Origin of the sequence: Streptomyces sp. NPDC057136 (assembly GCF_042670885.1) — a bacterium.
Lineage (GTDB): Bacteria > Actinomycetota > Actinomycetes > Streptomycetales > Streptomycetaceae > Streptomyces.
Genome location: NZ_JBHUUV010000005.1, coordinates 97660 through 123359, shown reverse-complemented (window position 1 = coordinate 123359; position 25700 = coordinate 97660). Strand labels below are relative to the sequence as shown.

Sequence of the window (25700 nt, the reverse complement as noted above, 5' to 3'; positions counted from 1 at the left end):
GCCATGGCCGTACGGTCCGCAGAGCGCCCGGTCCGAGGCGCCGGGCGCCCGGAGAAGCTCGCCCGTTTCACGCTCTTCGCCGAGTGCCTGCTCACCGGCGTATGGATCACCATTGCCGCGCTGCCGCTGATCACCCTGCTGCCCGCGTGCGCGGCGGGCTGCGCCCATCTGCGGCGGCAGCTCGACGGCCGGCGCGGCGGGCTGCGGGAGTTCGCCGCCGATCTGCGGGAAGCCGTACGCACCGGATGGCGGGCGGCCCTGCTGTGGTGGGTGGCGCTCGCCCTGCTCGCCTTCGACTGGCAGGTCGCCAGGTCCGGTCTGCTGCCGGGCGGCAGGCTGCTCGCCGCCGCCAGCGTGCTCGGCCTGCTGGCACTCGCCGTCGCCGCCCTCCGCGTGTCCGCCGCCTGGCGGCCCGGCGCGTCCTGGGCACCGCTCGTACGTACAGCGGCCCGCCGGACCCTGACCGACCCGGCCGGTTCGCTGCTGCTCATCGGCGGGTTCGTCGCACTCGCCCTGACCGCCTGGCAGGTACCGCCGCTGGCCGCGCCCGCGCTCGGCGCGCTCGCGGCGGCGGCCGTCGCAGTCGACGGCCGCTGACCGGCCCACCTTCCGTACCACCCCCACCACGCACCAACGCGCGATCCGGCATGCCCAATTTCTGATCGAACTGGAGTCGTGATGTCCCCGATCCCTCGTCGTACCGTGCTCAAGGCCGCCGCCGTCACCGGCGCGGCGACTCCCTTCTCCTGGGTGCTGAATGACACCACCCGGTCGGCCGCCGCCGCGGGAACCACCGCCGAAGGGCAGACCGCCGAAGGTCCCGTCGAGATCGGCTGGCTCGAGGAGGCCGGGCTCGGGGCCGCCCCGGGCTCCACCTTCGGCGTGCCGTGGGCCAGGGGACGGTTCCCCGGCGACCAGAAGTTCGCGCTGGCGACCGCCGACGGCAAGGACATCCCCGTACAGACCTGGGCCACCGCCAAATGGCCCGACGGCTCCCTGAAGTGGACTGCTCACGCCGTCGGCCCCGAGGCGGCGGGCGGCAAGAAGTTCACCCTCGCCACCGGTGAACCCGCCGCACCGGCGCACCAGGTCGGCGTCAAGAGCACCGGCTCCACCATCACCGTCTCCACCGGCGTGATCACCGCCAGGATCGGGAAGAGCGGCTCCCACCTCATCTCCTCGCTCACCCGCGGCTCCACCGAGATCGCCAAGGACGGCAAGCTCGTCCTGATCCGCCAGGGCGAGATCGAGGACGGCGACCAGGGCCAGGAGAAGTACGAACGCTTCGAGAGCGCCATCACCCGGACCGAGGTCGAACAGAGCGGCCCCGTCCGCGCCGTCGTCCGCGTCGAAGGCAAGCACCGCAGAGGCAGCCGCTCCTGGCTCCCCTTCTCCGTACGGCTCTACTTCTACGCGGGCGCGGAATCGTTCCGCATGGTGCACACCATCACCTTCGACGGCACCCAGGAACCCGGCAAGGCCGACGGCGACTTCATCCGCGGCCTCGGCGTCCGCTTCACCGTCCCGATGCGCGACGAGGCGTACGACCGGCACATCCGCATCGGCGGCGACGACACCGGAATGCTCCGCGAGGCAGTCAAGGGCATCACAGGACTGCGCCGCGACCCGGGCGCCGCCGTCCAGGCCGCCCAGTTCGAAGGGACGAAGCTCCCCGACCCGGCCACCTGGGACCAGCGCGTCACCAGCCGCCTCCACCTCATCCCCACCTGGGGCGACTACACCCTCAGTCAGCTCTCCGCCGACGGCTTCTCGCTGCGCAAGCGCACGAAGAAGGGCCACGGCTGGATCGCGGCGGGCGGCGGCCGCCGTGCCTCCGGTTTCGGATACGTCGGCGGCGCGAGCGGCGGACTCTCCTTCGGGCTGCGGGACTTCTGGGAGAAGCACCCCGCCCAGCTCGACATCCGCGACGCCCACACCGACGCCGCGGAAGTCACCCTCTGGCTCTGGTCGCCCGAGGCCGAACCGATGGACCTGCGCTTCTACCACGACGGCCTCGGCCAGGACACGTACGCCGAACAGCTCGAAGGTCTCAACATCACCTACGAGGACTACGAGCCCGGCTTCGGCACCCCGTACGGCATCGCCCGCACCAGCGAACTCCTCTTCTGGGCCCACGACTCCACCCCCAGCGCCGAAGCTCTCGGCCGGCAGACCCAGGCCGTCCGCACCCTGCCGCAGCTCGCCGCCCCGCCGTCCCAGCTCATCGAGGCCAAGGTCTTCGGCGGACTCTTCGCCCCGGTCGACCGTTCCACCCCGGCCAAGGCGAAGATCGAGGACCACCTCGACTTCCTCTTCACGTACTACAAGGACCAGGTCGACATGCGGCGCTGGTACGGCTTCTGGGACTACGGCGACGTCATGCACTCGTACGACCCCGCCCGCCACCAGTGGCGCTACGACGTCGGCGGCTACGCCTGGGACAACTCCGAACTCTCGCCCGACCTCTGGCTCTGGTACGCCTACCTGCGCTCCGGCCGCGCCGACATCTTCCGCTTCGCCGAGGCCATGACCCGCCACACCGGAGAGGTCGACGTCTACCACCTCGGCCAATGGGCCGGACTCGGCACCCGGCACGGCATCCAGCACTACGCCGACAGTGCCAAGCAGCAGCGCATCGCCAACACCACCTACCGGCGCATCTACTACTTCCTCACCGCCGACGAACGCGTGGGCGACCTGATGCGCGCCAACGTCGACTCCGACGAGACCTTCCTCATCCTCGACCCGATCCGCAAGATCCGTACCGAGCCCTACACCCCCGACCGGCACGCCCTCTCGGTGGGCTTCGGAACCGACTGGAGCGGACTGGTCTCCGCCTGGCTCACCGAATGGGAACGCGGCGGTCCGCAGGCCGACAAGGCCAGGGCCCGAGTCCTCGCCACCATGGAGACCATCGCGGCCCAGCCCAACGGATTCGTCCAGGGCACCGGCCTCTACGACCTCGACACCGGGAGGTTCGCGATCGCCGAGAAGCCCGCCGTCGGCGTCTCGCACCTCTCCGCGGTCTTCGGCCTGGGCGAACTGTGCGCCGAACTCATCGACCTCGTCGACATGCCGGAGTTCAAGAGCGCCTACCTGGACTACTGCCGGTACTTCAACGCCACCAAGGCGGAACAGGCCGCGCGCTACGGCTCCAACTTCGGCAGCCTGCTCCTCTTCCAGGGTCACTCACGGCTCGACGCGTACGCCGCCGTGCAGACGGGCGACGAGAAACTCGCCGCCCGTGCCTGGGAGAAGTTCTACAACAGCGACGGATACCGCGAATCCGCCCCCTGGAAGACCGAGAAGCTCACCGGCCCCGTCACCACCGTGCCCGGCAGCGAGGCCAGTTGGGTCTACACCAACGACACCGCGCTCTACGGAATCGCCGCCATCGAGAACCTCGCCCTCCTCGGCGACCGCATGCCGTCCTGAGACCCCGGGGCCCCTGGGACCGGACGCGTCACCGCATCCGGCCCAGGGCGTCCCTGAGCCGCCGCGCGTCCCGCAGCCGCTGCTCGTACGTGGCCCCCACCACCAGGAGCAGCACCCCGGCCAGCGCCGGCGGCAGCCAACGGGGCAGCGCACCGGCCACCTGCACCACATAGGGCGCCAGCTCGTGCAGCGCGACCAGCGCCAGCACCGTACCGCCCAGCAGCAGCAGCGCCTGGAGCCGGAACCGGGCACCCGCCAACGTGATCACCAGGGCCGCCACCCCCAGCAGCAACGGCCGAACCCACTCCGGGTCGACCCACGCCGCGAAGAGACTCGGCACCAGCGTCGCCGCGAGACCCGCGCCGTACGCCGTCCACGAGGAAGCCGCCGGATCACGGCGCCGCCGCAGCACACCCACCACCAACGCCGGCACCGTCACCGGCAGCGTGTACGCCTCCGGGACCGACACATCGGACGCGGCCAGCCGCACCCATGTGGCCGTCACGAACAGGACCGCCGACAGATACCCGGCGACCTGCCTGCGCTCCGGGCGCACCGCGGTGCCCGCCGCCAGCACCCCGCACAACGCCAGCACCAGAGCCAGGAACGGCGCGTCCGACACCGCCATCGCCACCGCGATCACCGCAGCGAACGCCCCCGCGAGCTCGACCGCCGACCCCACCGGGCCACCCCGCAGCCGGAATCCCAGCAGCACGGTCACCGCGGGAACCGCCAGCACGACCGGAGCGCCCTCGTACGCGGCCAGACCCAGCGACGTGCCGACCGCAGACGCGACCACGATCCCGCACATCACCGCGACGCAGGCGAACACCGCCCGCATCACAGTCACCCGCGACTGGACCGCCGCACCCACGAACAGGCCCAGCAGTACCCCGAAGACCGCGTACGTGGCCGCCTCCGTTGCCAGCGACAGCACCCCCACACCCGCCGCCCCGGCCAACGCACACACCAGCGCGGTCACCGGCACCCCGGACAGCGAAGCGAGCGGCGCCCCGGACAGACCACGGACCGCCACCAGCAGCAGCCCGGCCACCAGTACCACCTGTACGACCACCGCCGGTACGTACCCGGCATCCAGCGTGGCCGGCAGCACCAGCAGCGCACCCCAGCCGAGGCAGAGCGCACCGGCCGCAGCTCCGCCGCGCCACCCCGCACCCGCCGCGACCGGCGCCCCCGGCACACCCGCAGGCCCGAACCGGTGCGCCGCGACCAGCAGACCCGCCACCACCGCGAGCACCACCGGGGAGGCCGCGAAGCCCGACCACGGCACCGAAACCCCCATCGCTTCCCGGATCCCGTCCGGAGCGCCCGACCACACATCCGCCAGCAGCGACAGCGGACCCAGCAGCGTCGCTCCCACCGGAGGCAGCGCCCACAGCACCGCACCAGCGACCACCACTCCGGCGGCAGCCAGTACGCCCTGGCCCGCGTGGCGCGAGACCCGAGCCCTCATCGCGGCAAGCAGCACCACCGCGCACGCCAGATACGCCACGACCGACCAGTCCTGCGGCACCGCGGTCCGCAGCACACCACCCACCGCGGCCACCGCGGCCAGCCCCGACAGACAGCCCGCGATCAGCGCGAACTCCCGCCGGGCCCGCCATGCCCCGAACAACGCCACCGCGGCACCGGCGAGCAACAGGCAGCCCGGCCAGAACGCAGACAGCGGCCCGTCGGCCGACACCGACTTCACCAGACCCAGCAGCAGCGCGACCAGCCCGGTCACCGCCGCACCGGCGCCCGCCGTGACCCGCACCGCGAGCCCCTTGCCCCACAACGCGACCGCACCGTCCGCGGCAGCGGTCACCAGCAGCGCCCACCCGAAGCCGAGCACCGGCGCCCCGGCCGCCCACGCCCACAGCACCAGCGGCAGCTGCCCGGCCACCACGGCCGCGGGCAACGGCAGTCGCAGCCCGCCCAGCGCCAGCCCGTACACCGCCCACCCCAGGGCCAGCACCGCCGAGGCGACCGCCGCGAACACGAGACCGTCCGCGTCCGGCGCCGCCACCGCATGCAGCGCGTACGCGTCGAGCACCGTCAGCACCAGAGCCAGCGCGGCCAGCGACTCGGCCGTCGATGACAGCCCGCGCTTCAGCAGGACCGCGGGCGCGACGAGCGCGCCGACCGTCACGGCGGCGAGCACGGCGGAGCGGCCACCGATCCCCATGGCACCCCAGCTGACCAGGGTGAACGCGATCGCGGCGATGATCAGCAGCAGACCACCGAGCGACAGCAGCACATTCTGCGCACTGCGCGGCACAGCCGCCTGGCCCGGACCCCCGGGGCGCAGCGGGGCGGAGTAGCGCCCGGCCGCCTGCGGCACGTGTGCGGGGAAGGGCGGGACCGGCGCGGCCTGTTGCTGCAGCACACTCAGCAGCCAGGCACGCCGGTTCAGCAACTGGACCCTTCGGGTGTCCAGCTGCACCAGTTCACGGTCGAGGAGCGCCAATTCCTCGGCGGGTGGCGGCAGATGTTCCATGTACGCGAGTGTGGCCGCCACCACACTCTCGTACATGCGCTCGGATACTCAGTTTCCGCGATGTTTCCCGGCCTTCTCCGACTGAGTAGGCGCCGGAACGCGCAGACTGGACTCATGGACTGGAGTCACTACCGCTTCACGAGCGTCTGGGACATCCCCGCCCCGCCCGACACCGTCTACGCCGCACTGGAACGCGCCGAGGACTATCCGCAGTGGTGGCCCCAGGTCCGTGCGGTCACTGCCATCGACGCGACGAGCGGAACCGCGCGCTTCCGCTCGTTCCTGCCGTACGAGCTGGTCATCACCGCCCGCCAGAGTTACCGCGACCCCCGCTCCCGGGTCCTCGAAGTGACGATGACCGGCGATCTGGAGGGCTGGGCCCGCTGGACCATCGCTCCGCGGGCCGGCGGCAGCAGGGCCACGTACCAACAGGAGGTCGTCGTCCGCCGGGCCCTGATGCGGCGCCTCGCCGTGCCCGGACGCCTCGTGTTCCGCGCGAACCACGCGATGATGATGCGCTCCGGACGCCGCGGTCTCACCGCCCGGCTGCAAGGAGTTTGAACCCAGCCCGCAGAGCCCTGTATGGTTCATCCCGTTCCCGGGCGATTAGCTCAGTGGGAGAGCGCTTCGTTCACACCGAAGAGGTCACTGGTTCGAAACCAGTATCGCCCACCGGGAAGAGCCGGTCCGTCAGCACCATCGACGGACCGGCTTTCGCGTTCCCGTACGCCGGGAAGCCGGAACCCCGGTCTCAGGCCGCGGCGTGCAACTCCGGGCGCAGCGGCCACGCCGGGTCGACCTCCTCCGGTGTCCCGCTCTTCGTGAACCACGCCTGCAGACCACGCGCCTGCGCCGCGTGCCACACGGCCTGCAGGGTGTGCAGCTCGGCCGGCGTCAGCCGCTCCAGCCGGCCGGAGAAACGCCGCCCCACCGCCCGTATCAGCTCCAGCGAGGCCGTCGCGTCGGCCGCGGCGTCATGTGCCCCGTCCAGCACCACCCCGTACAGCTCGCACAGATCCGTCAGCGTGCGACGGCCCTTGCGGTACCGGTCCAGATGCTTGTCGAGCACGCGTGGGTCCAGCACGCACAGCGGCGAGTTCTGGAGATAGCGGCTCAGCGACGACGCCCGGTGCCGCTTCAGCTCCCGGTCCAGCAGCGTCAGATCGAACGGCGCGTTCATCACGACCAGCGGGCGCCCCGTCGCACACTGCTCCGCCAGCGCCCGGGCTATCTCCTCCACCACCGGCGCGGGCCAACGGCCGTTGCGCTGAAGGTGATCGTCGGTCAGACCATGGATCTCGGTGGCCCCCGCGGGCACCGGAACCCCCGGATTGACCAGCCAGCGGGTGACCCGTGTGCGCCCGCCGGCGGTGTCCTGGACGACGAGAGCGGCCGAAACGATCCGGTCCTCCTCGACATCCACGCCTGTCGTCTCGGTGTCAAAAGCGGCCAGAGGCCCTTCGAACCAGTGCATCATCCCCGAACTCCTCGCACCCGCACGGCAGATGGAGTGATTCCTCTGCCCGAAACGGTGATACCCGGGGTGTTTGCCTGATACGCCGTTTGCGACCCCTCTCCTGCGGTGACAACACAGGTGACGGGAACGGAAGTTGACCTGCCCGTCGGCAGAGGCCGGGCAACCGGTCGGCACAGCCCGGAAGGCACACGGAGCCATGGCGCTCGCGCAGCCGAACCCAGGGGGCCCCTCCCGCGCCGAAGACCACGGAGGAGTCCTGCCACCGCAGCGGATCACACCGCTGCGCGGCACCCTCGCCACCACCGCCTGCATGGAGACCCTCCAGGTGGGCTACTTGCACGCGGTAGCCGCAGCGGCGGGATGCTCCTTGTCGCAGCCGTTTCCCGACAACGGCATCGACTGGCACGTCAGCCACGGTGCCCCGGACCACACCGTCGACGACGAGGTGACCATCAAGGTGCAGCTCAAATGCACCTACCAGATCCCCTCGCACCCACCCGGCCCGGCGTTCTCCTTCACGCTCGACAACGCCCACCTCGTGAAGCTCGCCAGGACACCCGTGTCGGTGCACAAGATCCTGGTCGTGATGCTCGTGCCCCGCAGTCAGGAGGACTGGCTGCGCGCCGGACACGAACAGCTCGACCTGCGGCACTGCTGCTACTGGACCAACCTGGCGGGCCACGCGGTGACGGGCCGGCACAGGACCACCGTGCGCATCCCGACCTCGCGGATCTTCGACGACCGAGCACTCTGCGAGATCATGGCCCGGGTCGGGGCGGGAGGGAGACCCTGATGCACCGGTCGACGGACGAACCGTTCTACGGAGCGAGGCCTGCGGGCCCACGATCACACCCGGTTGAACACCCGGACGCAACTCGGACCGCCGGGGACATCCCCGATCCCGCCCTCGTCGACCCCGCCGTCCTCGGCGCGCTCCTCGACCGCCACGGCTGGCAGCGGCGCGGCGGAGCAGCGGGGCGCTACAGCCGCTGGACGCCGCCCGGACCGTCCGGCGGCGCCATGAGCCTGCTGGTGCCCGAAACGGCCGCGTTCCCGGACAGCGAGGACCTCATCGGCGAGGCCCTCACCGCGCTCGCCCGGAGCGCGGCCCCCTCGGCCAGGGACGTCCTCGTCTCCCTCGCGGTGCCCAGCGACGAGATCCGGTGGTGGCGCGATGTCCCCGAGTCGGCCGCCGGGGCCGCCGGAGCGGCAGGCTGGACGGAGGACGAACAGCTGCGCTCGGCGGCCCGGCAGATCCTGCTGGCCGGCGCCCTGGCCGCCCGCGGCCCGGCCGGGTACCACGGCAACCGCCACCGCCGAAAGGCCCGGGCGGCACTGGACGGCACCCTGGTCGGGCCCGCGCCGGGCGGGCGCAGGCTCACCGTCTTCGTCCCCGTTGCCTCGGGGCGAGCCGTCGCCGTACAGCTCTACCAGGCCCTGCACGCCACCAGAGAGGCCATCGACTACCAGCGGGCCACCGGGGGCATGGATGCCTTCGACGCCGCTGTCGCCGCGGGCGTCAGCCGGGAACTGACCGAGGCGGTCATCACCCTGGTCCGGGGCTCCGAAGGAGCCAGGATCGCCCTGGAGTGGGCGCCTGCCGCCGGTACGCCCGAGGGCTGCCCCGCCCGCCCCGAAACCGTGGAATTCTCACCCGGAGACCTGCCGGCCCTGCGCCGGGCGGGCGCCCGCTACCTCCAGGACGAGCCCGCCGTCCCGGTGCGGATCACCGGCGCCGTCGTCCGGATGCGCCGCTCCGGGCCGCGCGGCGCCGGGATCGTACGGCTGAGCGTGCTGGCGGGCGCGGAGGTCGCCCACGTACGGCTGGAGCTCGACGAGGAGGCGTACCGCATCGCGGGCCATGCCCATCTGGTCGGGCTGCCGATCCGGGTGGAGGGGCGGCTGGAGAGCCGGGGCGGCTTCCGGCGCCTCACCGGTGCCTCGCAGGTGGCTCCCGTCCAGGTCGACGAGACGGAGCGGGACCGGCTGATGAAGTCGCTCCAGGAGAACCTGGACTTCTTCGAGGAGGCGTGCATGGGGGAGGAGTAGCGGTATCCCTTTCGCTAAGGGGGCCCCTGGCTCGGTACGATTCGACTTGCGCGCGCGATACGAAGCGCCGCACCCCCTCAGTCAGGAGAGACCGGTGTCAGACGTCCGTGTGATCATCCAACGCGATTCCGAGCGGGAAGAGCGCGTGGTGACGACGGGGACTACGGCGGCCGAGCTCTTCCCCGGTCAGCGCACCGTCGTTGCCGCGCGTGTCGAGGGCGAGCTGAAGGACCTCGCGTACGAGCTCAGGGACGGCGAGACCGTCGAGCCCGTCGAGATCTCCTCCGAGGACGGCCTGAACATCCTGCGGCACTCCACGGCGCACGTCATGGCGCAGGCCGTGCAGGAGCTGCACCCCGACGCCAAGCTGGGCATCGGCCCGCCGGTCAAGGACGGCTTCTACTACGACTTCGACGTCGAGAAGCCGTTCACGCCCGAGGACCTCAAGGCCGTCGAGAAGAAGATGCAGGAGATCCAGAAGCGGGGTCAGCGCTTCTCCCGCCGGGTCGTCACCGACGAGGCCGCCCGCGAGGAGCTCGCCGACGAGCCGTACAAGCTGGAGCTCATCGGCATCAAGGGCTCGGCGTCCTCGGACGACGGCGCGGACGTCGAGGTGGGCGGCGGCGAGCTGACCATCTACGACAACCTGGACCCGAAGACCGGCGAGCTGTGCTGGAAGGACCTCTGCCGGGGTCCGCACCTGCCCACCACCCGGTTCATCCCGGCGTTCAAGCTGATGCGGAACGCCGCGGCGTACTGGCGCGGCAGCGAGAAGAACCCGATGCTCCAGCGCATCTACGGCACCGCGTGGCCCACCAAGGACGAGCTCAAGGCGCACCTGGAGTTCCTTGAGGAGGCCGCCAAGCGCGACCACCGCAAGCTCGGCAACGAGCTGGACCTCTTCTCCTTCCCCGACGAGATCGGCCCCGGCCTCGCGGTCTTCCACCCCAAGGGCGGCGTCATCCGCCGGGCCATGGAGGACTACTCGCGGCGCCGCCACGAGGAGGAGGGCTACGAGTTCGTCTACAGCCCCCACGCCACCAAGGGCAAGCTCTTCGAGAAGTCCGGCCACCTGGACTGGTACGCCGAAGGCATGTACCCGCCCATGCAGCTCGACGACGGGGTGGACTACTACCTCAAGCCGATGAACTGCCCGATGCACAACCTGATCTTCGATGCCCGTGGCCGTTCGTACCGCGAACTGCCGCTGCGTCTCTTCGAGTTCGGCACGGTGTACCGGTACGAGAAGTCGGGTGTCGTCCACGGTCTGACCCGCTCGCGCGGCTTCACGCAGGACGACGCGCATATCTACTGCACCAAGGAGCAGATGGCGGAGGAGCTCGACAGGACGCTCACCTTCGTCCTGAACCTGCTCCGTGACTACGGTCTGACCGACTTCTACCTGGAGCTCTCCACCAAGGACCCGGAGAAGTTCGTCGGCTCGGACGAGGTCTGGGAAGAGGCCACCGAGACGCTGCGCCAGGTCGCCGAGAAGCAGAACCTGCCGCTCGTTCCCGACCCCGGCGGCGCCGCGTTCTACGGCCCCAAGATCTCCGTGCAGTGCAAGGACGCCATCGGCCGCACCTGGCAGATGTCGACGGTGCAGCTCGACTTCAACCTGCCGGAGCGCTTCGACCTGGAGTACACCGGCCCCGACGGCACCAAGCAGCGCCCGGTCATGATCCACCGCGCCCTGTTCGGCTCCATCGAGCGCTTCTTCGCAGTGCTCCTGGAGCACTACGCGGGTGCGTTCCCGGTGTGGCTGGCCCCCGTCCAGGCGGTCGGCATCCCGATCGGCGACGCGCACATCCCGTACCTCCAGGAGTTCGCGGCCAAGGCGCGCAAGCAGGGGCTGCGCGTCGACGTCGACGCTTCTTCGGACCGGATGCAGAAGAAGATCCGCAACCACCAGAAGGCCAAGGTTCCGTTCATGATCATCGCGGGTGATGAGGACATGGCCAACGGTGCCGTCTCCTTCCGCTACCGCGACGGTTCGCAGGAGAACGGCATCCCGGTCGAGGACGCCATCGCCAAGATCGCGAAGGCCGTCGAAGACCGCGTGCAGGTCTGATCCGCACACCGTGAGAGGCCCCTGGAGCGCTAACCGCGCTCCGGGGGCCTCTTCTCGTCCTCCCGCGTGAACACCTGCAACAGCCACGAGGAGAACGACCCCGTCACCGCCCCCAGCAGCGCAAGACCGCAGACCATCAGCAGGGCCGCGATCATCCGGCCGCCCGTTGTGACCGGGGTGGCGTCCCCGTAACCCACCGTCGTGAGGGTCGCGCACGCCCACCAGGCCGCGTCGCCGAAGGTACGGATCGTGGCGCCTGGCGCGCCGTGCTCCTGGTGGTAGACGGCGAGCGCGGCGGAGAATCCGAGCAGCACCGCCGACATGCCGGCGTACGTCATCACGCGTGCGTACAGGTCCAGCCGCGGGCGGTCCCGTCGGCCCTGGACCGCGGTGTAGACCCGGACCACCCGTAGGGGGCGCAGGAGCGGGAGTACGAGCACCACCGTGTCCAGCCAGTGGGTGTGGACGAATCGGAGGCCGAGGCCGCTCAGCCGGAGCCGCACCGCGTAATCCACGAGGAAGAGCAGCCAGGTGGCGCCGACCAGGGCGAGGGCGAGATCGCGCCAAGGTTGGGCGTCGTGGGGGGCGAGAACGCGGACCGCGTACCCGGCGAGGAAGAGCAGCGAGGCTGCGAAGAGGGGTACTTCGGCGCGTTTCTCCCAGTGTGTCAGCCTGCCGGGAGCGGAGTCGGTGGGGCGGTCGCTCATGGCCACAGCATTGCGGGCCGCTGTCGGGCCGGGCCCCGGCGACACGCGTCGCGGGGCCGAAGCAATATGCTGATCGGCATGACGAGTGAGCCGGAGCAGCAGATCGGAGTGGGAACGCCCGACGCGTTCCAGCGCTTGTGGACGCCCCACCGGATGGCTTACATCCAGGGGGAGAACAAGCCCAGCGGTCCGGGGGCCGAGGACGGCTGTCCGTTCTGTGTGATCCCCGCAAAATCGGACGAGGACGGGCTGATCGTGGCGCGCGGTGAGCGCGTCTACGCCGTGCTGAACCTCTATCCGTACACCGGTGGCCATCTGATGGTCGTCCCGTACCGGCATGTCGCCGACTACACGGACCTGGATGCCGCGGAGACCGCCGAGCTGGCCGACTTCACCAAGCGTGCGATGGTCGCGCTGCGGGCGGCCTCAGGGGCGCACGGCTTCAATATCGGGATGAACCAGGGCGCGGTGGCGGGTGCGGGTATCGCCGCCCATCTGCATCAGCATCTGGTACCGCGCTGGGGCGGGGACACCAACTTCATGCCGGTGGTCGGTCATACGAAGGTGCTGCCGCAGCTGCTCGGCGACACCCGCGCGATGCTCGCGGGCGCCTGGCCCGCCGTGCCGCCGGCTGTCTGACCCGAGGACGAACCGGCAACCGGGCGGGCCCGGTGCACCACTGCGGTCCCAGCCCTACGCGTCGTACACGTCGGCCTTCCTCGGGGCCACGTCCTGCACGAGTCCGCTGAGGATCATGGAGCGGTTGTCGAAGCGTTCGGTGTCGACGCCGTTCTCCTCCAGGACCCGGATCGCCGCGGCGTGCACGGCGCGCAGGACGGGGGCGGCTGCGCGCAGGGCGTCGTCCGCCATGAACCGGTGGTTCCACGGCTGCGCCGCCCAGGCGTGGCGGAGGCCGAAGGGCTCGGGGAGGACGATCTTGCCGCCCAGGTAGTCGAGGAGCGGCGGGTACCAGGTCAAGGGAGCGCGCAGGGCGAGCCTGACGACTTCGTGGGCCTTGACGAGCGGCAGGGCGATCTTGCGGGTCTCCCAGAACCTGACCGCTTTCTTGACCGTCTTGGTCTCGGCCTCCGGCTTGGTGAGGAAGAGCCCGTGTACCGGTCCCAGCGCGTGGCCGGTGACTTCGATGCGCAGGGTCTCGTGGAGCACGGTCACGGTGATCATCATGGTGATGACCAGCTGGCCGTCCCAGAGGGTGAACTGGACACCCAGGTAGTGCCGGTCGCCGCTGCCGAACTGCTGGTGGTTGCAGATGCGCTGTATCTCGTGCGGCTTGACCTGGAAGGTGGCGACGTCCTCGCCGTCGGGGCGGGAGACCGAGTCCGCGTTCTCGCCGACGGGGGAGACGATCCAGTGCTTCACGGACGGGGTGGGGAAGCCGCCGGTGTTGAGCGGGCCGCGCTCCAGCATCTTCAGCTGGTCGTGGATGACCCGTATCAGGTCCCAACTGCGGAACTGGTGGATCTCCTTGGCCGGGTCCTTGGCGACGAGGTTCTCGGCGAGCTGCCAGCTGCCCCAGCGGGTGCCCATGCCGAGGACGCCCTTGGGGCCCGCGTAGAAGACGGCGTTGGACTGCTGCTCGGCGGAGAGCTTCTCCAGCCCCTGGCGGAGCGCTTCGCGAGCGGTCTCGTTCGGGTTCTTGGGTACGGAGTCGGGGATCTTCGCGATGACTCCGGCGCCGGACAGGAGCCCTTCCCAGCGGGAGCGCATGTCCTTGGCGGAGGTCTCCGCGATCCGCTTGGCGAGGAGCCAGCCGATGACGGGCGCGATGATCATCCCGCGCAGATAGAGCGCGAGCATTCCGGTGACCGGAAGCTTTATGAGGAGAAGCAGGGCGCCGATGCCGAAGACGGCGAGCAGGACGCCGCCCAGGGCCCGGAAGGCGGCGTCCTTCGACTTGTTGAGGGAGTCGCGCAGCCGGAACGCGATGACCCAGAGCAGCAGGCCGGGGAGGAACGCGAAGCCGAACACCGCGGTGACGAGGGTCAGTTTGCTGTCCCGCGCCTTGCGGAGGCCGGTCGCGGACAGGCAGTGTTCGACGACGGTCTGCGGGTCGGTGCCGAACGACTGGATGAGCGCCTTGCGGTCGCCGCCCAGCATGCGTTCCTGGACGGCGCGGGAGAACGCCTCGCCGAGATTCGGTTTGAAGTAGGCGGACTTGAAGAGCTTGGAGTCGCCCTCTTTCACTTCCGACTTGTGCCACTCGTTATTGGCCTTGAGGATTTCCTCCACCGGGGTGTCGCGGTACGCGGCCGAGGCGAGGGCATTGGTCGCCACCGCCTGTCCGGCCGAACCCTGGAGCGGGATCTGCGCTCCGGGAGAGAAATCGAATCCGTCGTTGGCCACTGCCGCCCCCACTCGCCGCACGGTCTGCCCTTGGCGCCTTTCCCAACTACCGTACGCGGCACACCTTCTGAGCTGGGCCCACAGCGTATCGTTCTGACCGGATCGGCGTCCCCTGCCGTGCGGACGGGCGTGCCTACGCGTGGCGTCGTGTCGGCCGTGGTCAGTCCGGTACCCCTTCCCGTTCCTCACGGACGCGGTCGGCGAGTTGCGGCGGCATCGCTTCGTGACGGGCGTAGGAGCGGTCGAAGCGTCCGGTGCCATGTGCGAGGGACCGCAGGTCGACGGCGTACCGGCCGATCTCCAGCTCGGGCACTTCGGCCCGTACGACGGTGCGTCCGCCCGGTGCCTGCTCGGTGCCCACGACTCGTCCGCGCCGGCCTGACAGGTCGCTCATGACGGCTCCCACGTAGTCGTCGGGGATCAGCACACTGACCTCGGCCACCGGTTCGAGCAGTTGGATACGGGTGTCCGCCGCCGCTTCGCGCAGGGCCAGCGCCGCCGCTGTCTGGAAGGCCGCGTCGGAGGAGTCCACCGAGTGGGCCTTTCCGTCGAGCAGGGTGATGCGTACGTCGACGAGGGGGTGGCCCGAGGCGACTCCCCGGGCGGCCTGGGCGCGTACGCCCTTCTCGACGGACGGGATGAACTGGCGCGGTACGGCTCCGCCGACGACCTTGTCGACGAATTCGATGCCCGCGCCGGGCGGCAGCGGCTCCACCTCGATCTCGCAGATGGCGTACTGGCCGTGGCCGCCGGACTGTTTGACGTGCCGGCCGCGCCCGGTGCACCGGGTGGCGAACGTCTCGCGCAGGGGGACGCGGTGGGGGACCGCGTCGACCTGGACGCCGTAGTGGCTGCGCAGCCGTTCCAGGGCGACGTCCCGGTGCGCCTCGCCCATGCACCACAGGACGACCTGGTGGGTGTCCTGGTTCTGTTCGAGGCGCATCGTCGGGTCCTCGGCGACCAGCCGCGCCAGGCCCTGCGAGAGCTTGTCCTCGTCCGCCTTGCTGTGGGCCCGGATGGCGACCGGCAGCAGTGGATCGGGCATGGTCCACGGCTCCATGAGCAGCGGACCATCCGTGGCGGAGAGGGTGTCCCCGGTCTCGGCCGCGCCGAGCCTGGCGACGCAGGCGAGGTCTCCCGCGATGCACCGGGTGAGGGGCCGCTGCTGCTTCCCGAAGGGCGAGGTGAGCGCGCCCACCCGGATCTCGGCCTCGTGGGCAGGGCGCTCCCCGTGTCCCGGATCGGTGAGCCCGTGGCCGCAGATGTGCACCGTGTCGTCGGGGCGCAGAGTGCCGGCGAAGACGCGTACGAGGGACATCCGGCCGACGTACGGGTCGGATGCCGTTTTGACGACCTCGGCGACCAGGGGGCCCTGCGGATCGCAGACGGGGGCGGGGCGTGGTGCGCCCTGCGGGGTGGTGACGGCGGGAAGTATGCGCTCAAGCGGGGTGGGGAAGCCGCCGGTGATGAGCTCCAGGAGTTCGACGGTTCCGACGCCCTGGCGGGCGCCGTCGGCGGCGGGGGCGGCGGTGAGGACGGGGTGGAAGACGCCGCGTGCGACGGCGCGCTCCAGATCGTCGACGAGGGTCTTGATGTCGATGTCGCCGCCACCGAGGTAGTGGTCCATGAGGGTCTCGTCCTCGCTCTCGGCGATGATCCCTTCGATGAGCCGGTTGCGGGCGTCCCTGAGCGGTTCCCGCTCACCGTCGGCCGGCGGGGTCTCCTGCCGTTCGCCGGAGGAGTAGTCGAAGATCCGCTGCGAGAGCAGCCCGGTGAGCCCGGTGAGGGGCGCGTGGCCGTCCGGGGCCTGGGGGCCGCGTACCGGCAGATAGAGGGGGACCACGGCGTCGGGGTCGTCGCCGCCGAAGAGTTCGGCGCAGACCCGGGTCATGCCGTCGAAGGAGGTGCGGGCGGTGTCGAGGTGGGTGACGACGATGGCCCGCGGCATTCCGACGGCCGCGCACTCCTCCCACACGGCGCGGGTCGTGCCCTCGACTGCGTCCGCCTCCTGGGCGGCCGAGACGACGAAAAGGGCCGCGTCCGCCGCTCGCAGACCGGCCCTGAGTTCCCCGACGAAGTCCGCGTAGCCGGGGGTGTCCAGCAGATTGATCTTGTAACCGTTCCATTCGACGGGGACCAGCGAGAGCTGTACGGAGCGTTGCCTGTGGTGCTCGATCTCGTCGTAGTCGGAGATGGTCCCGCCGTCCTCGACCCGGCCGGCCCGGTTGACGGCCCCTGCCGTCAGCGCGAGTGCTTCGACCAGGGTGGTCTTGCCGGATCCGCTGTGGCCGACCAGCACCACATTGCGTATGGAGGTGGGCCGGTCGGCCGTCGCCGCCCTGCCGGCGGCCCCGGTGTGAGTGTGTGCCCTGTCGCCCATGATGTGTGCCTCCCGGTGGAGTGCGCGGTGCGCGGGGAGCGCTGCGCGGTGAGGGGAGATAGGTGTGCACGGGCACGGGGGAGCCGTCGCGGCGGCTTCGTCGACGCCCGCGGGTAATTCCGAGCTTTCCACTCACTTCGGGCGGCGTCCATACGTCGTACGTGAGCGGCCGGGACAGCAACACACTCCCGGAGCGGGTGCCCGTCCGGTGGACCACACACGTCGTGACTACGATGGGCCAGCCGGTGGCCGCAGTGGCCGCACGGCCCGCCGAACCTCGGGAAGGCCATGCTGAACAAGTACGCGCGTGCATTTTTTACGCGTGTCCTCACACCGTTCGCCGCTCTGCTGCTCCGACTCGGGGTCAGCCCCGACGCGGTCACGCTCATCGGCACGGCCGGAGTGATGGCAGGTGCGCTGGTCTTTTTCCCGATGGGAGAATTCTTCTGGGGCACGATCGTCATCACGATCTTCGTCTTCTCGGACCTCGTCGACGGCAATATGGCCCGGCAGGCGGGGATCTCCAGTCGCTGGGGCGCGTTCCTCGACTCGACGCTGGACCGAGTCGCCGACGGGGCGATCTTCGCCGGCTTCGCGCTCTGGTACGCGGGCAGCGGTGACGACAACGTGCTGTGCGCGGTGGCGATCTTCTGCCTGGCCAGCGGCCAGGTCGTCTCGTACACGAAGGCACGCGGAGAATCGATCGGTCTGCCGGTCGCGGTCAACGGTCTGGTGGAGCGCGCCGAGCGCCTGGTGATCTCGCTGGTAGCGGCCGGGCTCGCCGGTCTGCACACCTTCGGCGTCCCCGGGATCGAGATCCTGCTGCCGATCGCGCTGTGGATCGTCGCCGTGGGCAGCCTGGTGACGCTCATCCAGCGTGTGGTGACCGTGCGCCGGGAGTCCGCGGAGGCCGATGCGGCCGCCGCGTCGGCGGAGCAGGGGAGCGAGGCCGCCCAGTGAGCGGCACCGACGACGGTCTGCGGGAACGGCTGACGGACGGGCTGTACGGGCTCGGCTGGGGCGCGGTCAAGAAACTCCCCGAGCCCGCGGCGCGGGCGCTCTTCCGCACCATCGCCGACCAGGTGTGGAAGCGGCGCGGCAAGAGTGTGCTGCGGCTGGAGTCGAATCTGGCGCGGGTGGTGCCCGACGCGGACGCGGCCCGTCTCGCCGAGCTGTCCAAGGCCGGTATGCGCTCGTACATGCGCTACTGGCAGGAGTCCTTCCGGCTGCCGACGTGGACCCCCCGGCGGATCAAGGACAGCATCGACCTGCGGGAGGTCCACCGTCTGACGGAGGGCCTCGACGCCGGGAGCGGCGTCATCCTGGCCCTTCCCCATCTGGGGAACTGGGACCTCGCGGGTGCCTGGGTCACCACGGACCTCAAGATCGGCTTCACCACCGTCGCCGAACGCCTCAAGCCCGAATCGCTCTACGACCGGTTCGTCGCCTACCGCGAGGGCCTCGGCATGGAGGTCCTGCCGCACAACGGCGGCGCGGCCTTCGGCACACTGGCGCGGCGGCTGCGGGCCGGTGGCCTCGTCTGCCTGGTCGCCGACCGTGATCTGTCGTCGTCCGGTGTCGAGGTGACGTTCTTCGGCGACACCGCGCGGATGCCGGCAGGGCCGGCGCTGCTGGCCCAGCAGACCGGGGCGCTCCTGCTCCCCGTCACACTCTGGTACGACGGCACCCCGGTCATGAAGGCGCGCATCCACCCGCCCGTCGAGGAGCCCAAAACGGGGGACCGCGCCGAGAAGACGTCGGTGATGACACAGGCGCTGGCCGATGCCTTCGCCGTCGGAATCGCCGAGCATCCGGAGGACTGGCACATGCTCCAGCGCCTCTGGATCTCCGATCTGGACCCCCGAGGGGAACAGCCGTGAAGATCGGCATTGTCTGCCCGTACTCCTGGGACGTACCGGGTGGCGTGCAGTTCCACATCCGTGACCTCGCCGAACATCTGATCCGCCTCGGCCATCAGGTCTCCGTGCTGGCGCCCGCGGACGACGAGACACCGCTGCCGCCGTACGTGGTCTCGGCGGGCCGGGCCGTCCCCGTCCCGTACAACGGGTCCGTCGCGCGGCTGAACTTCGGCTTCCTGTCGGCCGCGCGGGTACGCAGGTGGCTGCACGACGGCACGTTCGACGTGATCCACATCCACGAGCCCACCTCACCCTCGCTGGGGCTGCTCGCGTGCTGGGCGGCGCAGGGGCCGATCGTTGCCACGTTCCACACGTCCAATCCGCGCTCGCGGGCGATGATCGCCGCCTATCCGATCCTTCAGCCGGCGCTGGAGAAGATCCGTGCGCGGATCGCGGTGAGCGAGTACGCGCGCCGGACCCTCGTCGAGCATCTGGGCGGCGACGCGGTCGTCATTCCCAACGGTGTCGACGTGGACTTCTTCGCCCGGGCGGAGCCCAAGGCCGAGTGGCAGGGCGGGACGATCGGGTTCATCGGGCGTATCGACGAGCCGCGGAAGGGTCTTCCGGTCCTGATGAGGGCCCTGCCCGCGATCCTCGCCGCCCGCCCGGAGACCAGGCTGCTGGTCGCGGGGCGCGGTGACGAGGAGGAAGCGGTCGCCTCCCTGCCCAAGGAACTGCGTGACCGCGTGGAATTCCTCGGCATGGTGAGCGACGAGGACAAGGCGCGGCTGCTGCGCAGCGTCGATGTGTACGTCGCGCCCAACACCGGGGGCGAGAGCTTCGGCATCATCCTGGTCGAGGCGCTGTCGGCGGCGGCACCGGTGCTCGCGAGCGATCTGGACGCGTTCGCGCAGGTGCTGGACCAGGGCTCGGCGGGTGAGCTCTTCGCCAACGAGGACGCGGACGCGCTGGCCTCGGCCGCGATCCGCCTCCTGGGCGACCCGGAGCGGCGTGCCGGGCTCCGTGAGCGGGGCAGCGCGCATGTGCGCCGCTTCGACTGGACGACGGTGGGTGCGGACATCCTGGCGGTGTACGAGACGGTGGCGGACGGGGCCGCGTCGGTGGCTGCGGACGAGCGCACGGGGCTGCGGGCACGCTTCGGGCTGGCCCGGGACTGAGGGCTTCGCCGGATATCCGGTCGCTGGGACCAACTCCCGGTGTGGCGTGGCCTGTTCATCGGCCCCGGCCGCCGGGAGTGACGCCGGTCCGTCCGCCGCCGGGTGGAGAGCGGCCGGTGTGCGGCCCGCGCGACGGTAGCCTTGCGGCCCGTGACCGAAACCCTCATCTGGATCGCCGTCGCGCTGGTCGCGATCGGCCTGTACCTCAGCTGGACCGCCGGAAGGCTGGACCGGCTGCACGCACGGATCGACGCGGCCCGTGCCGCGCTCGACGCCCAACTGCTGCGCCGCGCCTCGGTCACGCAGGAACTGGCCACGTCCGGTGTCCTCGACCCGGCCGCCTCCATCGTCCTGTACGAGGCCGCGCACGCCGCCCGGCAGGCCGAGGAGGAGCAGCGGGAGGTCACCGAGAGCGAACTGAGCACCGCGCTGCGCGCCGTCTTCGGTGAAACGGCCCAGGTGGACGCCGTGAAGGAGATCCCCGGCGGAGTCGAGGCGGCGGCCGAACTGGCTGCCGCGGTGCGCCGGGTGCCGATGGCACGGCGGTTCCACAACGATGCGGTGCGCGCGGCCCGTGCACTGCGCAGACACCGTACGGTGCGCCTGTTCCGGCTGGCCGGACACGCGCCGTTCCCCCTCGCGTTCGAGATGGACGACGAGCCGCCGGTGGCGCTCGCCGACCGCCCCGGCACCTGAGAGCGGACCGCCCCGGCACTTGAGGTCGGGCCGTTCCGGCATCTGAGAGCGGGGCCAAAACGATCCACGGGGTACTTATTGGCCCTTGCTGTGGACTGCTCCCGGGGCGTTTGCTCAGCCTTGCACCAGTCAGCGTCTTCTCCGAGTGAGGTCGATCCGTGTCCACGCTTCCCAGCACCCAGCAGCCCACCGACTCCCCGGCCATCGGCACCAGCCGCGTCAAGCGCGGTATGGCCGAGCAGCTCAAGGGCGGCGTGATCATGGACGTCGTCAACGCCGAGCAGGCGAAGATCGCCGAGGATGCGGGCGCCGTGGCCGTCATGGCCCTGGAGCGGGTGCCCGCCGACATCCGCAAGGACGGCGGCGTGGCCCGGATGTCCGACCCGAACATGATCGAAGAGATCATCGAGGCCGTCTCCATCCCGGTCATGGCCAAGTCGCGCATCGGCCACTTCGTCGAGGCCCAGGTCCTGCAGTCCCTCGGTGTCGACTACATCGACGAGTCCGAGGTCCTGACCCCGGCCGACGAGGTCAACCACAGCGACAAGTTCGCCTTCACGACCCCCTTCGTCTGTGGCGCCACCAACCTGGGCGAGGCCCTGCGCCGCATCGCAGAGGGCGCGGCCATGATCCGCTCGAAGGGCGAGGCCGGCACCGGCAACGTCGTCGAGGCCGTCCGCCACCTGCGTCAGATCAAGAACGAGATCGCTCGCCTGCGCGGCTACGACAACAACGAGCTGTACGCCGCCGCCAAGGAGCTCCGCGCCCCGTACGAGCTGGTCAAGGAGGTCGCCGAGCTCGGCAAGCTGCCCGTCGTCCTCTTCTCCGCAGGTGGCGTCGCCACCCCCGCCGACGCCGCGCTGATGCGCCAGCTCGGCGCCGAGGGCGTCTTCGTCGGCTCCGGCATCTTCAAGTCCGGCGACCCCGCCAAGCGCGCCGCCGCGATCGTGAAGGCCACCACCTTCTACGACGACCCGAAGATCATCGCGGACGCCTCCCGCAACCTGGGCGAGGCCATGGTCGGCATCAACTGCGACACCCTGCCCGAGGCCGAGCGCTACGCCAACCGTGGCTGGTAGTCACTGATGAGCGACACCCCTGTGATCGGAGTCCTGGCTCTCCAGGGCGACGTACGGGAACACCTGATCGCCCTGGCCTCGGCTGACGCCCTGGCCAGGCCGGTCCGGCGTCCCGAGGAGCTCGCCGAGGTCGACGGTCTCGTCATACCCGGCGGCGAATCCACCACCATGTCCAAGCTCGCCGTGCTCTTCGGCATGCTGGACCCGCTGCGCGAGCGCGTACGCGCCGGAATGCCGGTCTACGGCACCTGTGCCGGCATGATCCTGCTCGCCGACAAGATCCTCGACCCGCGCTCGGGCCAGGAAACCGTCGGCGGCATCGACATGATCGTGCGCCGCAACGCCTTCGGACGGCAGAACGAATCGTTCGAGGCGGCCGTCGACGTCGACGGAATCGCGGACGGGCCGGTCGAAGGCGTGTTCATCCGGGCACCCTGGGTCGAATCCGTCGGGGCGCAGGCCGAGGTCATCGCCGAACACGGTGGTCACATTGTCGCGGTACGGCAGGGAAACGCCCTTGCCACGTCATTCCACCCGGAACTGACCGGAGACCACCGGGTTCACGCACTCTTCGTCGACATGGTGCGCGCAGTCCTCTGACTCGACCCCGGTAGGATCTCTCGGGTTCGGATCGATTTTGGTGACGCGAAGGAGAAGGCAGATGTCCGGCCACTCTAAATGGGCTACGACGAAGCACAAGAAGGCCGTGATTGATGCCAAGCGCGGCAAGCTCTTCGCGAAGCTGATCAAGAACATCGAGGTCGCGGCCCGTTCCGGCGGTGTCGACCTCGAAGGCAACCCGACGCTCGTCGACGCCATCCAGAAGGCGAAGAAGAGCTCCGTCCCGAACAAGAACATCGACTCCGCGGTCAAGCGCGGTGGTGGTCTCGAAGCGGGCGGCGCCGACTACGAGACGATCATGTACGAGGGCTACGGGCCGAACGGTGTCGCGGTGCTCATCGAGTGCCTCACCGACAACCGGAACCGTGCCGCGTCCGACGTACGGGTCGCCATGACCCGCAACGGCGGTTCGATGGCCGACCCGGGTTCGGTCTCGTACCTCTTCAACCGCAAGGGCGTCGTGATCGTCCCCAAGGGTGAGCTGTCCGAGGACGACGTCCTCGGTGCCGTGCTCGACGCGGGTGCCGAGGAGGTCAACGACCTCGGTGAGACGTTCGAGGTCGTCAGCGAGGCAACCGACATGGTCGCGGTCCGCACCGCGCTCCAGGACGCCGGCATCGACTACGACTCCGCCGAGGCCAACTTCCTGCCCACCATGCAGGTCGACCTCGAGGAAGAGGGCGCACGCAAGATCTTCAAGCTCATCGACGCGCTGGAGGACAGCGACGACGTGCAGAACGTCTTCGCCAACTTCGACGTCTCGGACGAGGTCATGGAGAAGGTCGACGCCTGATATCCGGGCAGTCGCCGCACAGGCGGAGCCGACGGGCCGACGGGGACACACCCCGTCGGCCCGTCGCATTGTCAGTGCGAGCCGATAGCCTGCGGGAACAGTTGACCGATCGGTGAGGGGAGGGGGCGCTTCATGCGTGTACTCGGCGTGGACCCGGGGCTGACCCGGTGCGGGGTCGGAGTCGTCGAAGGCGTCGCGGGACGCCCCCTGACGATGATCGGTGTCGGTGTCGTCCGCACCTCTGCCGACGCGGAGCTCGGCCACCGGCTGGTCGCCATCGAGCGCGGCATCGAGGAGTGGCTCGACACGCACCGGCCCGAATTCGTCGCCGTGGAGCGGGTGTTCAGCCAGCACAATGTGCGTACGGTGATGGGCACCGCCCAGGCCAGCGCGGTCGCCATGCTCTGCGCCTCGCGGCGCGGCATCCCCGTGGCCCTGCACACCCCCAGTGAGGTCAAGGCCGCCGTCACCGGCTCCGGACGTGCCGACAAGGATCAGGTCGGCGCCATGGTGACCCGGCTCCTGCGGCTCGACGCGCCACCCAAACCGGCCGATGCCGCCGACGCCCTCGCGCTCGCCATCTGCCACATCTGGCGGGCCCCCGCGCAGAACCGCCTCCAGCAGGCCGTCGCCGCCCATCGCACCCTGAAAGGCCGTACCGCATGATCGCCTTCGTCTCAGGCCCGGTGGCCGCCCTCGCCCCTACCACGGCCGTGATCGAGGTCGGCGGCATCGGCATGGCCGTCCAGTGCACCCCCCACATCCTCGCCGGCCTGCGGATCGGCAAGGAGGCCAAGCTCGCGACCTCCCTCGTCGTACGGGAGGACTCGCTCACGCTCTACGGCTTCGCCGACGACGACGAGCGCCAGGTCTTCGAACTGCTTCAGACCGCCAGCGGCGTCGGCCCGCGGCTCGCCCAGGCCATGCTCGCCACCCACAGCCCCGACGCCCTGCGCATCGCCGTCGCCACCGGCGACGAGAAGGCGCTCACCGCCGTCTCCGGCATCGGCAAGAAGGGTGCCCAGAAGCTGCTCCTGGATCTGAAGGACAGACTCGGGGAGCCGGTCGGCGCCCACATCGGACAGCAGGGCATCGGCACCCCGGTCACCTCGGGCTGGCGCGATCAGCTCCAGGCCGCGCTGATCGGACTCGGGTACGCGACCCGCGAGGCCGACGAGGCGGTCGCCGCCGTGGCGCCGCAGGCCGAGGCCGCGATCGCGGAGGGCGCCCAGCCGCCCGTACCGCAGCTGCTGCGCGCCGCCCTGCAGACGCTCAACCGCGCACGCTGAACCCAAGCACCACACCGGTCCGGCACCGCACGGCCCGGCACCGAGACACCCGAGGCGGGACTGACCGAATGAACTGGGACGAGACCGGACCCGACACCGACGAGCGTCCGCACCTCGTCGACGGCCAGCTGGACGACCGGCTGGTCGACGCCGGGGCCGACGGCGAGGACACCGCGGTCGAAGCGGCGCTGCGCCCCAAGGACCTCGACGAGTTCGTCGGCCAGGAGAAGGTCCGTGAGCAGCTCGACCTGGTCCTCAAGGCCGCCCGCGCCCGCGGAGCCACCGCCGACCACGTCCTGCTGTCCGGCGCCCCCGGCCTCGGCAAGACCACCCTGTCCATGATCATCGCGGCTGAGATGAACGCCCCGATCCGCATCACCTCGGGCCCCGCCATCCAGCACGCGGGCGACCTCGCGGCGATCCTCTCCTCCCTCCAGGAGGGCGAGGTCCTCTTCCTCGACGAGATCCACCGCATGTCACGGCCCGCCGAAGAGATGCTCTACATGGCCATGGAGGACTTCCGGGTCGACGTCATCGTCGGCAAGGGCCCCGGCGCCACGGCGATCCCCCTGGAACTGCCGCCCTTCACCCTGGTCGGCGCCACCACCCGCGCCGGCCTGCTGCCGCCCCCGCTGCGCGACCGCTTCGGTTTCACCGGGCACATGGAGTTCTACGCCCCCGCCGAGCTGGAGCGCGTCATCCACCGCTCCGCCCGCCTCCTCGACGTCGAGATCGACGTGGTCGGCGCCGCGGAGATCGCCGGGCGCTCCCGGGGCACGCCCCGTATCGCCAACCGGCTGCTGCGCCGGGTCCGGGACTACGCCCAGGTCAAGGCCGACGGCCGGATCGACCAGGACATCGCCGCCGCGGCCCTCAGGGTCTACGAGGTCGACGCCCGTGGCCTGGACCGCCTGGACCGCGCGGTGCTCGGCGCCCTGCTGAAACTCTTCGGCGGCGGACCCGTGGGCCTGTCCACGCTCGCCGTCGCGGTGGGGGAGGAGCGCGAGACCGTCGAAGAGGTCGCCGAGCCCTTTCTCGTACGCGAAGGACTGCTGGCGAGGACCCCGCGCGGCCGGGTCGCCACCCCCGCGGCATGGGCACATCTGGGCCTCGTTCCGCCACAGCAAGGCGGAAAGGGACAACAGGGCCTGTTCGGGGCGTGATGAATCACAGGTTGGCCCGAAGCGGAACGACGGTGCCAT

Annotated in this window: 22 protein-coding genes and 1 tRNA gene; 18 read left to right on the top strand and 5 right to left on the bottom strand. The window is 70.5% G+C overall.

All coding sequences use genetic code 11. From position 1 onward, the window contains the following. Window positions 1–3 precede the first annotated feature (3 nt). Both ACFT7S_RS08660 and ACFT7S_RS08655 read left to right on the top strand, forming a co-directional pair. On the top strand, window positions 4–597 hold the full coding sequence (locus ACFT7S_RS08660; protein ID WP_382728839.1) for a hypothetical protein: 594 nt from the start codon (window positions 4–6) through the stop codon (window positions 595–597). An 81-nt stretch (window positions 598–678) separates the two neighbouring features. Then, on the top strand, window positions 679–3435 hold the full coding sequence (locus ACFT7S_RS08655) for a Tat pathway signal sequence domain protein (protein WP_382728836.1): 2757 nt from the start codon (window positions 679–681) through the stop codon (window positions 3433–3435). 28 nt (window positions 3436–3463) lie between these two features. On the opposite strand, the gene ACFT7S_RS08650 is transcribed toward ACFT7S_RS08655, so the two are convergent. Next, window positions 3464–5971: an SCO7613 C-terminal domain-containing membrane protein gene (locus ACFT7S_RS08650; protein ID WP_382728833.1), complete on the bottom strand. Its 2508-nt coding sequence runs from the start codon at window positions 5969–5971 to the stop codon at window positions 3464–3466. Between the two features lie 78 nt (window positions 5972–6049). Between ACFT7S_RS08650 and ACFT7S_RS08645 the strand changes: the two genes are divergently transcribed. Both ACFT7S_RS08645 and ACFT7S_RS08640 read left to right on the top strand, forming a co-directional pair. Next, complete coding sequence (locus tag ACFT7S_RS08645) at window positions 6050–6496, top strand: SRPBCC family protein (protein WP_382728830.1); 447 nt, start codon at window positions 6050–6052, stop codon at window positions 6494–6496. A gap of 39 nt (window positions 6497–6535) precedes the next feature. Further along, window positions 6536–6607: transfer RNA gene (locus tag ACFT7S_RS08640), tRNA-Val, on the top strand. 79 nt (window positions 6608–6686) lie between these two features. Here the strand turns inward: ACFT7S_RS08640 and ACFT7S_RS08635 are convergent. Beyond that, complete coding sequence (locus tag ACFT7S_RS08635; RefSeq protein WP_382728827.1) at window positions 6687–7412, bottom strand: 3'-5' exonuclease; 726 nt, start codon at window positions 7410–7412, stop codon at window positions 6687–6689. Between the two features lie 196 nt (window positions 7413–7608). On the opposite strand from ACFT7S_RS08635, the gene ACFT7S_RS08630 reads away from it, so the two are divergent. The 3 genes from ACFT7S_RS08630 to thrS all read left to right on the top strand — a co-directional run bounded on the left by ACFT7S_RS08630 (window position 7609) and on the right by thrS (window position 11532). Continuing rightward, window positions 7609–8205 carry a DUF4365 domain-containing protein gene (locus ACFT7S_RS08630; protein ID WP_382728824.1) on the top strand — a complete coding sequence of 199 codons (597 nt, stop codon included), beginning with the start codon at window positions 7609–7611 and terminating at the stop codon, window positions 8203–8205. Then, window positions 8205–9461, top strand: a complete 1257-nt coding sequence (locus tag ACFT7S_RS08625) for a hypothetical protein (RefSeq protein ID WP_382728821.1) — start codon at window positions 8205–8207, stop codon at window positions 9459–9461. The genes ACFT7S_RS08630 and ACFT7S_RS08625 overlap by 1 nt, the downstream gene beginning before the upstream one ends. A 94-nt stretch (window positions 9462–9555) precedes the next feature. After that, window positions 9556–11532, top strand: a complete 1977-nt coding sequence (gene thrS / locus ACFT7S_RS08620; RefSeq protein WP_382728818.1) for a threonine--tRNA ligase — start codon at window positions 9556–9558, stop codon at window positions 11530–11532. Window positions 11533–11561: 29 nt separating this feature from the next. Here the strand turns inward: thrS and ACFT7S_RS08615 are convergent, their stop codons facing one another. Further along, window positions 11562–12239, bottom strand: coding sequence for a potassium channel family protein (locus ACFT7S_RS08615; RefSeq protein ID WP_382728815.1), 678 nt, complete (start codon window positions 12237–12239; stop codon window positions 11562–11564). Window positions 12240–12305: 66 nt separating this feature from the next. Here ACFT7S_RS08615 and ACFT7S_RS08610 point away from each other — a divergent pair, with 66 nt between their 5' ends. Continuing rightward, the gene (locus tag ACFT7S_RS08610) at window positions 12306–12878 is read left to right on the top strand and encodes an HIT family protein (RefSeq protein WP_382728812.1); all 573 of its coding nucleotides are present in this window, start codon (window positions 12306–12308) and stop codon (window positions 12876–12878) included. Window positions 12879–12932: 54 nt separating this feature from the next. Here ACFT7S_RS08610 and ACFT7S_RS08605 read toward each other — a convergent pair whose 3' ends face one another. Both ACFT7S_RS08605 and ACFT7S_RS08600 read right to left on the bottom strand, forming a co-directional pair. Further along, window positions 12933–14603: a hypothetical protein gene (locus ACFT7S_RS08605; RefSeq protein WP_382729218.1), complete on the bottom strand. Its 1671-nt coding sequence runs from the start codon at window positions 14601–14603 to the stop codon at window positions 12933–12935. 160 nt (window positions 14604–14763) lie between these two features. Next, window positions 14764–16983 (bottom strand): elongation factor G-like protein EF-G2, encoded by a 2220-nt coding sequence (locus ACFT7S_RS08600; protein ID WP_382728809.1) that lies wholly within the window; start codon window positions 16981–16983, stop codon window positions 14764–14766. A 288-nt stretch (window positions 16984–17271) separates the two neighbouring features. On the opposite strand from ACFT7S_RS08600, the gene pgsA reads away from it, so the two are divergent. From pgsA to ruvB, 10 genes are all read left to right on the top strand, one after another. Further along, window positions 17272–17943 carry a phosphatidylinositol phosphate synthase gene (gene pgsA, locus ACFT7S_RS08595; protein WP_382728806.1) on the top strand — a complete coding sequence of 224 codons (672 nt, stop codon included), beginning with the start codon at window positions 17272–17274 and terminating at the stop codon, window positions 17941–17943. Then, window positions 17940–18863 carry a phosphatidylinositol mannoside acyltransferase gene (locus ACFT7S_RS08590; RefSeq protein WP_382728803.1) on the top strand — a complete coding sequence of 308 codons (924 nt, stop codon included), beginning with the start codon at window positions 17940–17942 and terminating at the stop codon, window positions 18861–18863. Before pgsA ends, ACFT7S_RS08590 begins: the two co-directional genes overlap by 4 nt. Next, window positions 18860–20020: a glycosyltransferase family 4 protein gene (locus ACFT7S_RS08585; RefSeq protein WP_382728800.1), complete on the top strand. Its 1161-nt coding sequence runs from the start codon at window positions 18860–18862 to the stop codon at window positions 20018–20020. The genes ACFT7S_RS08590 and ACFT7S_RS08585 overlap by 4 nt, the downstream gene beginning before the upstream one ends. A 150-nt stretch (window positions 20021–20170) precedes the next feature. Then, entirely contained in the window at window positions 20171–20716 is a 546-nt protein-coding gene (locus ACFT7S_RS08580) for a hypothetical protein (protein ID WP_185301889.1), read from the top strand. A 158-nt stretch (window positions 20717–20874) separates the two neighbouring features. After that, the gene (gene pdxS / locus ACFT7S_RS08575; RefSeq protein WP_185301890.1) at window positions 20875–21795 is read left to right on the top strand and encodes a pyridoxal 5'-phosphate synthase lyase subunit PdxS; all 921 of its coding nucleotides are present in this window, start codon (window positions 20875–20877) and stop codon (window positions 21793–21795) included. A gap of 6 nt (window positions 21796–21801) precedes the next feature. Beyond that, on the top strand, window positions 21802–22395 hold the full coding sequence (gene pdxT / locus ACFT7S_RS08570; RefSeq protein WP_382728797.1) for a pyridoxal 5'-phosphate synthase glutaminase subunit PdxT: 594 nt from the start codon (window positions 21802–21804) through the stop codon (window positions 22393–22395). A gap of 61 nt (window positions 22396–22456) precedes the next feature. After that, the gene (locus tag ACFT7S_RS08565) at window positions 22457–23209 is read left to right on the top strand and encodes a YebC/PmpR family DNA-binding transcriptional regulator (RefSeq protein WP_382728794.1); all 753 of its coding nucleotides are present in this window, start codon (window positions 22457–22459) and stop codon (window positions 23207–23209) included. Window positions 23210–23341: 132 nt separating this feature from the next. Beyond that, the gene (gene ruvC, locus ACFT7S_RS08560; protein ID WP_382728791.1) at window positions 23342–23875 is read left to right on the top strand and encodes a crossover junction endodeoxyribonuclease RuvC; all 534 of its coding nucleotides are present in this window, start codon (window positions 23342–23344) and stop codon (window positions 23873–23875) included. Continuing rightward, window positions 23872–24498, top strand: a complete 627-nt coding sequence (gene ruvA, locus ACFT7S_RS08555) for a Holliday junction branch migration protein RuvA (RefSeq protein ID WP_382728788.1) — start codon at window positions 23872–23874, stop codon at window positions 24496–24498. The genes ruvC and ruvA overlap by 4 nt, the downstream gene beginning before the upstream one ends. A gap of 68 nt (window positions 24499–24566) precedes the next feature. Further along, on the top strand, window positions 24567–25661 hold the full coding sequence (ruvB, locus tag ACFT7S_RS08550; RefSeq protein WP_382728785.1) for a Holliday junction branch migration DNA helicase RuvB: 1095 nt from the start codon (window positions 24567–24569) through the stop codon (window positions 25659–25661). Window positions 25662–25700: the final 39 nt, after the last annotated feature.

Coding starts and splice junctions, on each gene's coding strand:
- ruvA (WP_382728788.1), top strand. CDS start 23,872: ATGATCGCCTTCGTCTCAGGCCCGGTGGCCGCCCTCGCCCCTACCACG.
- ACFT7S_RS08660 (WP_382728839.1), top strand. CDS start 4: ATGGCCGTACGGTCCGCAGAGCGCCCGGTCCGAGGCGCCGGGCGCCCG.
- ACFT7S_RS08635 (WP_382728827.1), bottom strand. CDS start 7,412: ATGATGCACTGGTTCGAAGGGCCTCTGGCCGCTTTTGACACCGAGACG.
- ACFT7S_RS08610 (WP_382728812.1), top strand. CDS start 12,306: ATGCTGATCGGCATGACGAGTGAGCCGGAGCAGCAGATCGGAGTGGGA.
- ACFT7S_RS08625 (WP_382728821.1), top strand. CDS start 8,205: ATGCACCGGTCGACGGACGAACCGTTCTACGGAGCGAGGCCTGCGGGC.
- ACFT7S_RS08655 (WP_382728836.1), top strand. CDS start 679: ATGTCCCCGATCCCTCGTCGTACCGTGCTCAAGGCCGCCGCCGTCACC.
- ACFT7S_RS08615 (WP_382728815.1), bottom strand. CDS start 12,239: ATGAGCGACCGCCCCACCGACTCCGCTCCCGGCAGGCTGACACACTGG.
- ACFT7S_RS08630 (WP_382728824.1), top strand. CDS start 7,609: ATGGCGCTCGCGCAGCCGAACCCAGGGGGCCCCTCCCGCGCCGAAGAC.
- ACFT7S_RS08600 (WP_382728809.1), bottom strand. CDS start 16,983: ATGGGCGACAGGGCACACACTCACACCGGGGCCGCCGGCAGGGCGGCG.
- pgsA (WP_382728806.1), top strand. CDS start 17,272: ATGCTGAACAAGTACGCGCGTGCATTTTTTACGCGTGTCCTCACACCG.
- pdxT (WP_382728797.1), top strand. CDS start 21,802: ATGAGCGACACCCCTGTGATCGGAGTCCTGGCTCTCCAGGGCGACGTA.
- ruvB (WP_382728785.1), top strand. CDS start 24,567: ATGAACTGGGACGAGACCGGACCCGACACCGACGAGCGTCCGCACCTC.
- ACFT7S_RS08645 (WP_382728830.1), top strand. CDS start 6,050: ATGGACTGGAGTCACTACCGCTTCACGAGCGTCTGGGACATCCCCGCC.
- ACFT7S_RS08565 (WP_382728794.1), top strand. CDS start 22,457: ATGTCCGGCCACTCTAAATGGGCTACGACGAAGCACAAGAAGGCCGTG.
- ACFT7S_RS08650 (WP_382728833.1), bottom strand. CDS start 5,971: ATGTACGAGAGTGTGGTGGCGGCCACACTCGCGTACATGGAACATCTG.
- ruvC (WP_382728791.1), top strand. CDS start 23,342: ATGCGTGTACTCGGCGTGGACCCGGGGCTGACCCGGTGCGGGGTCGGA.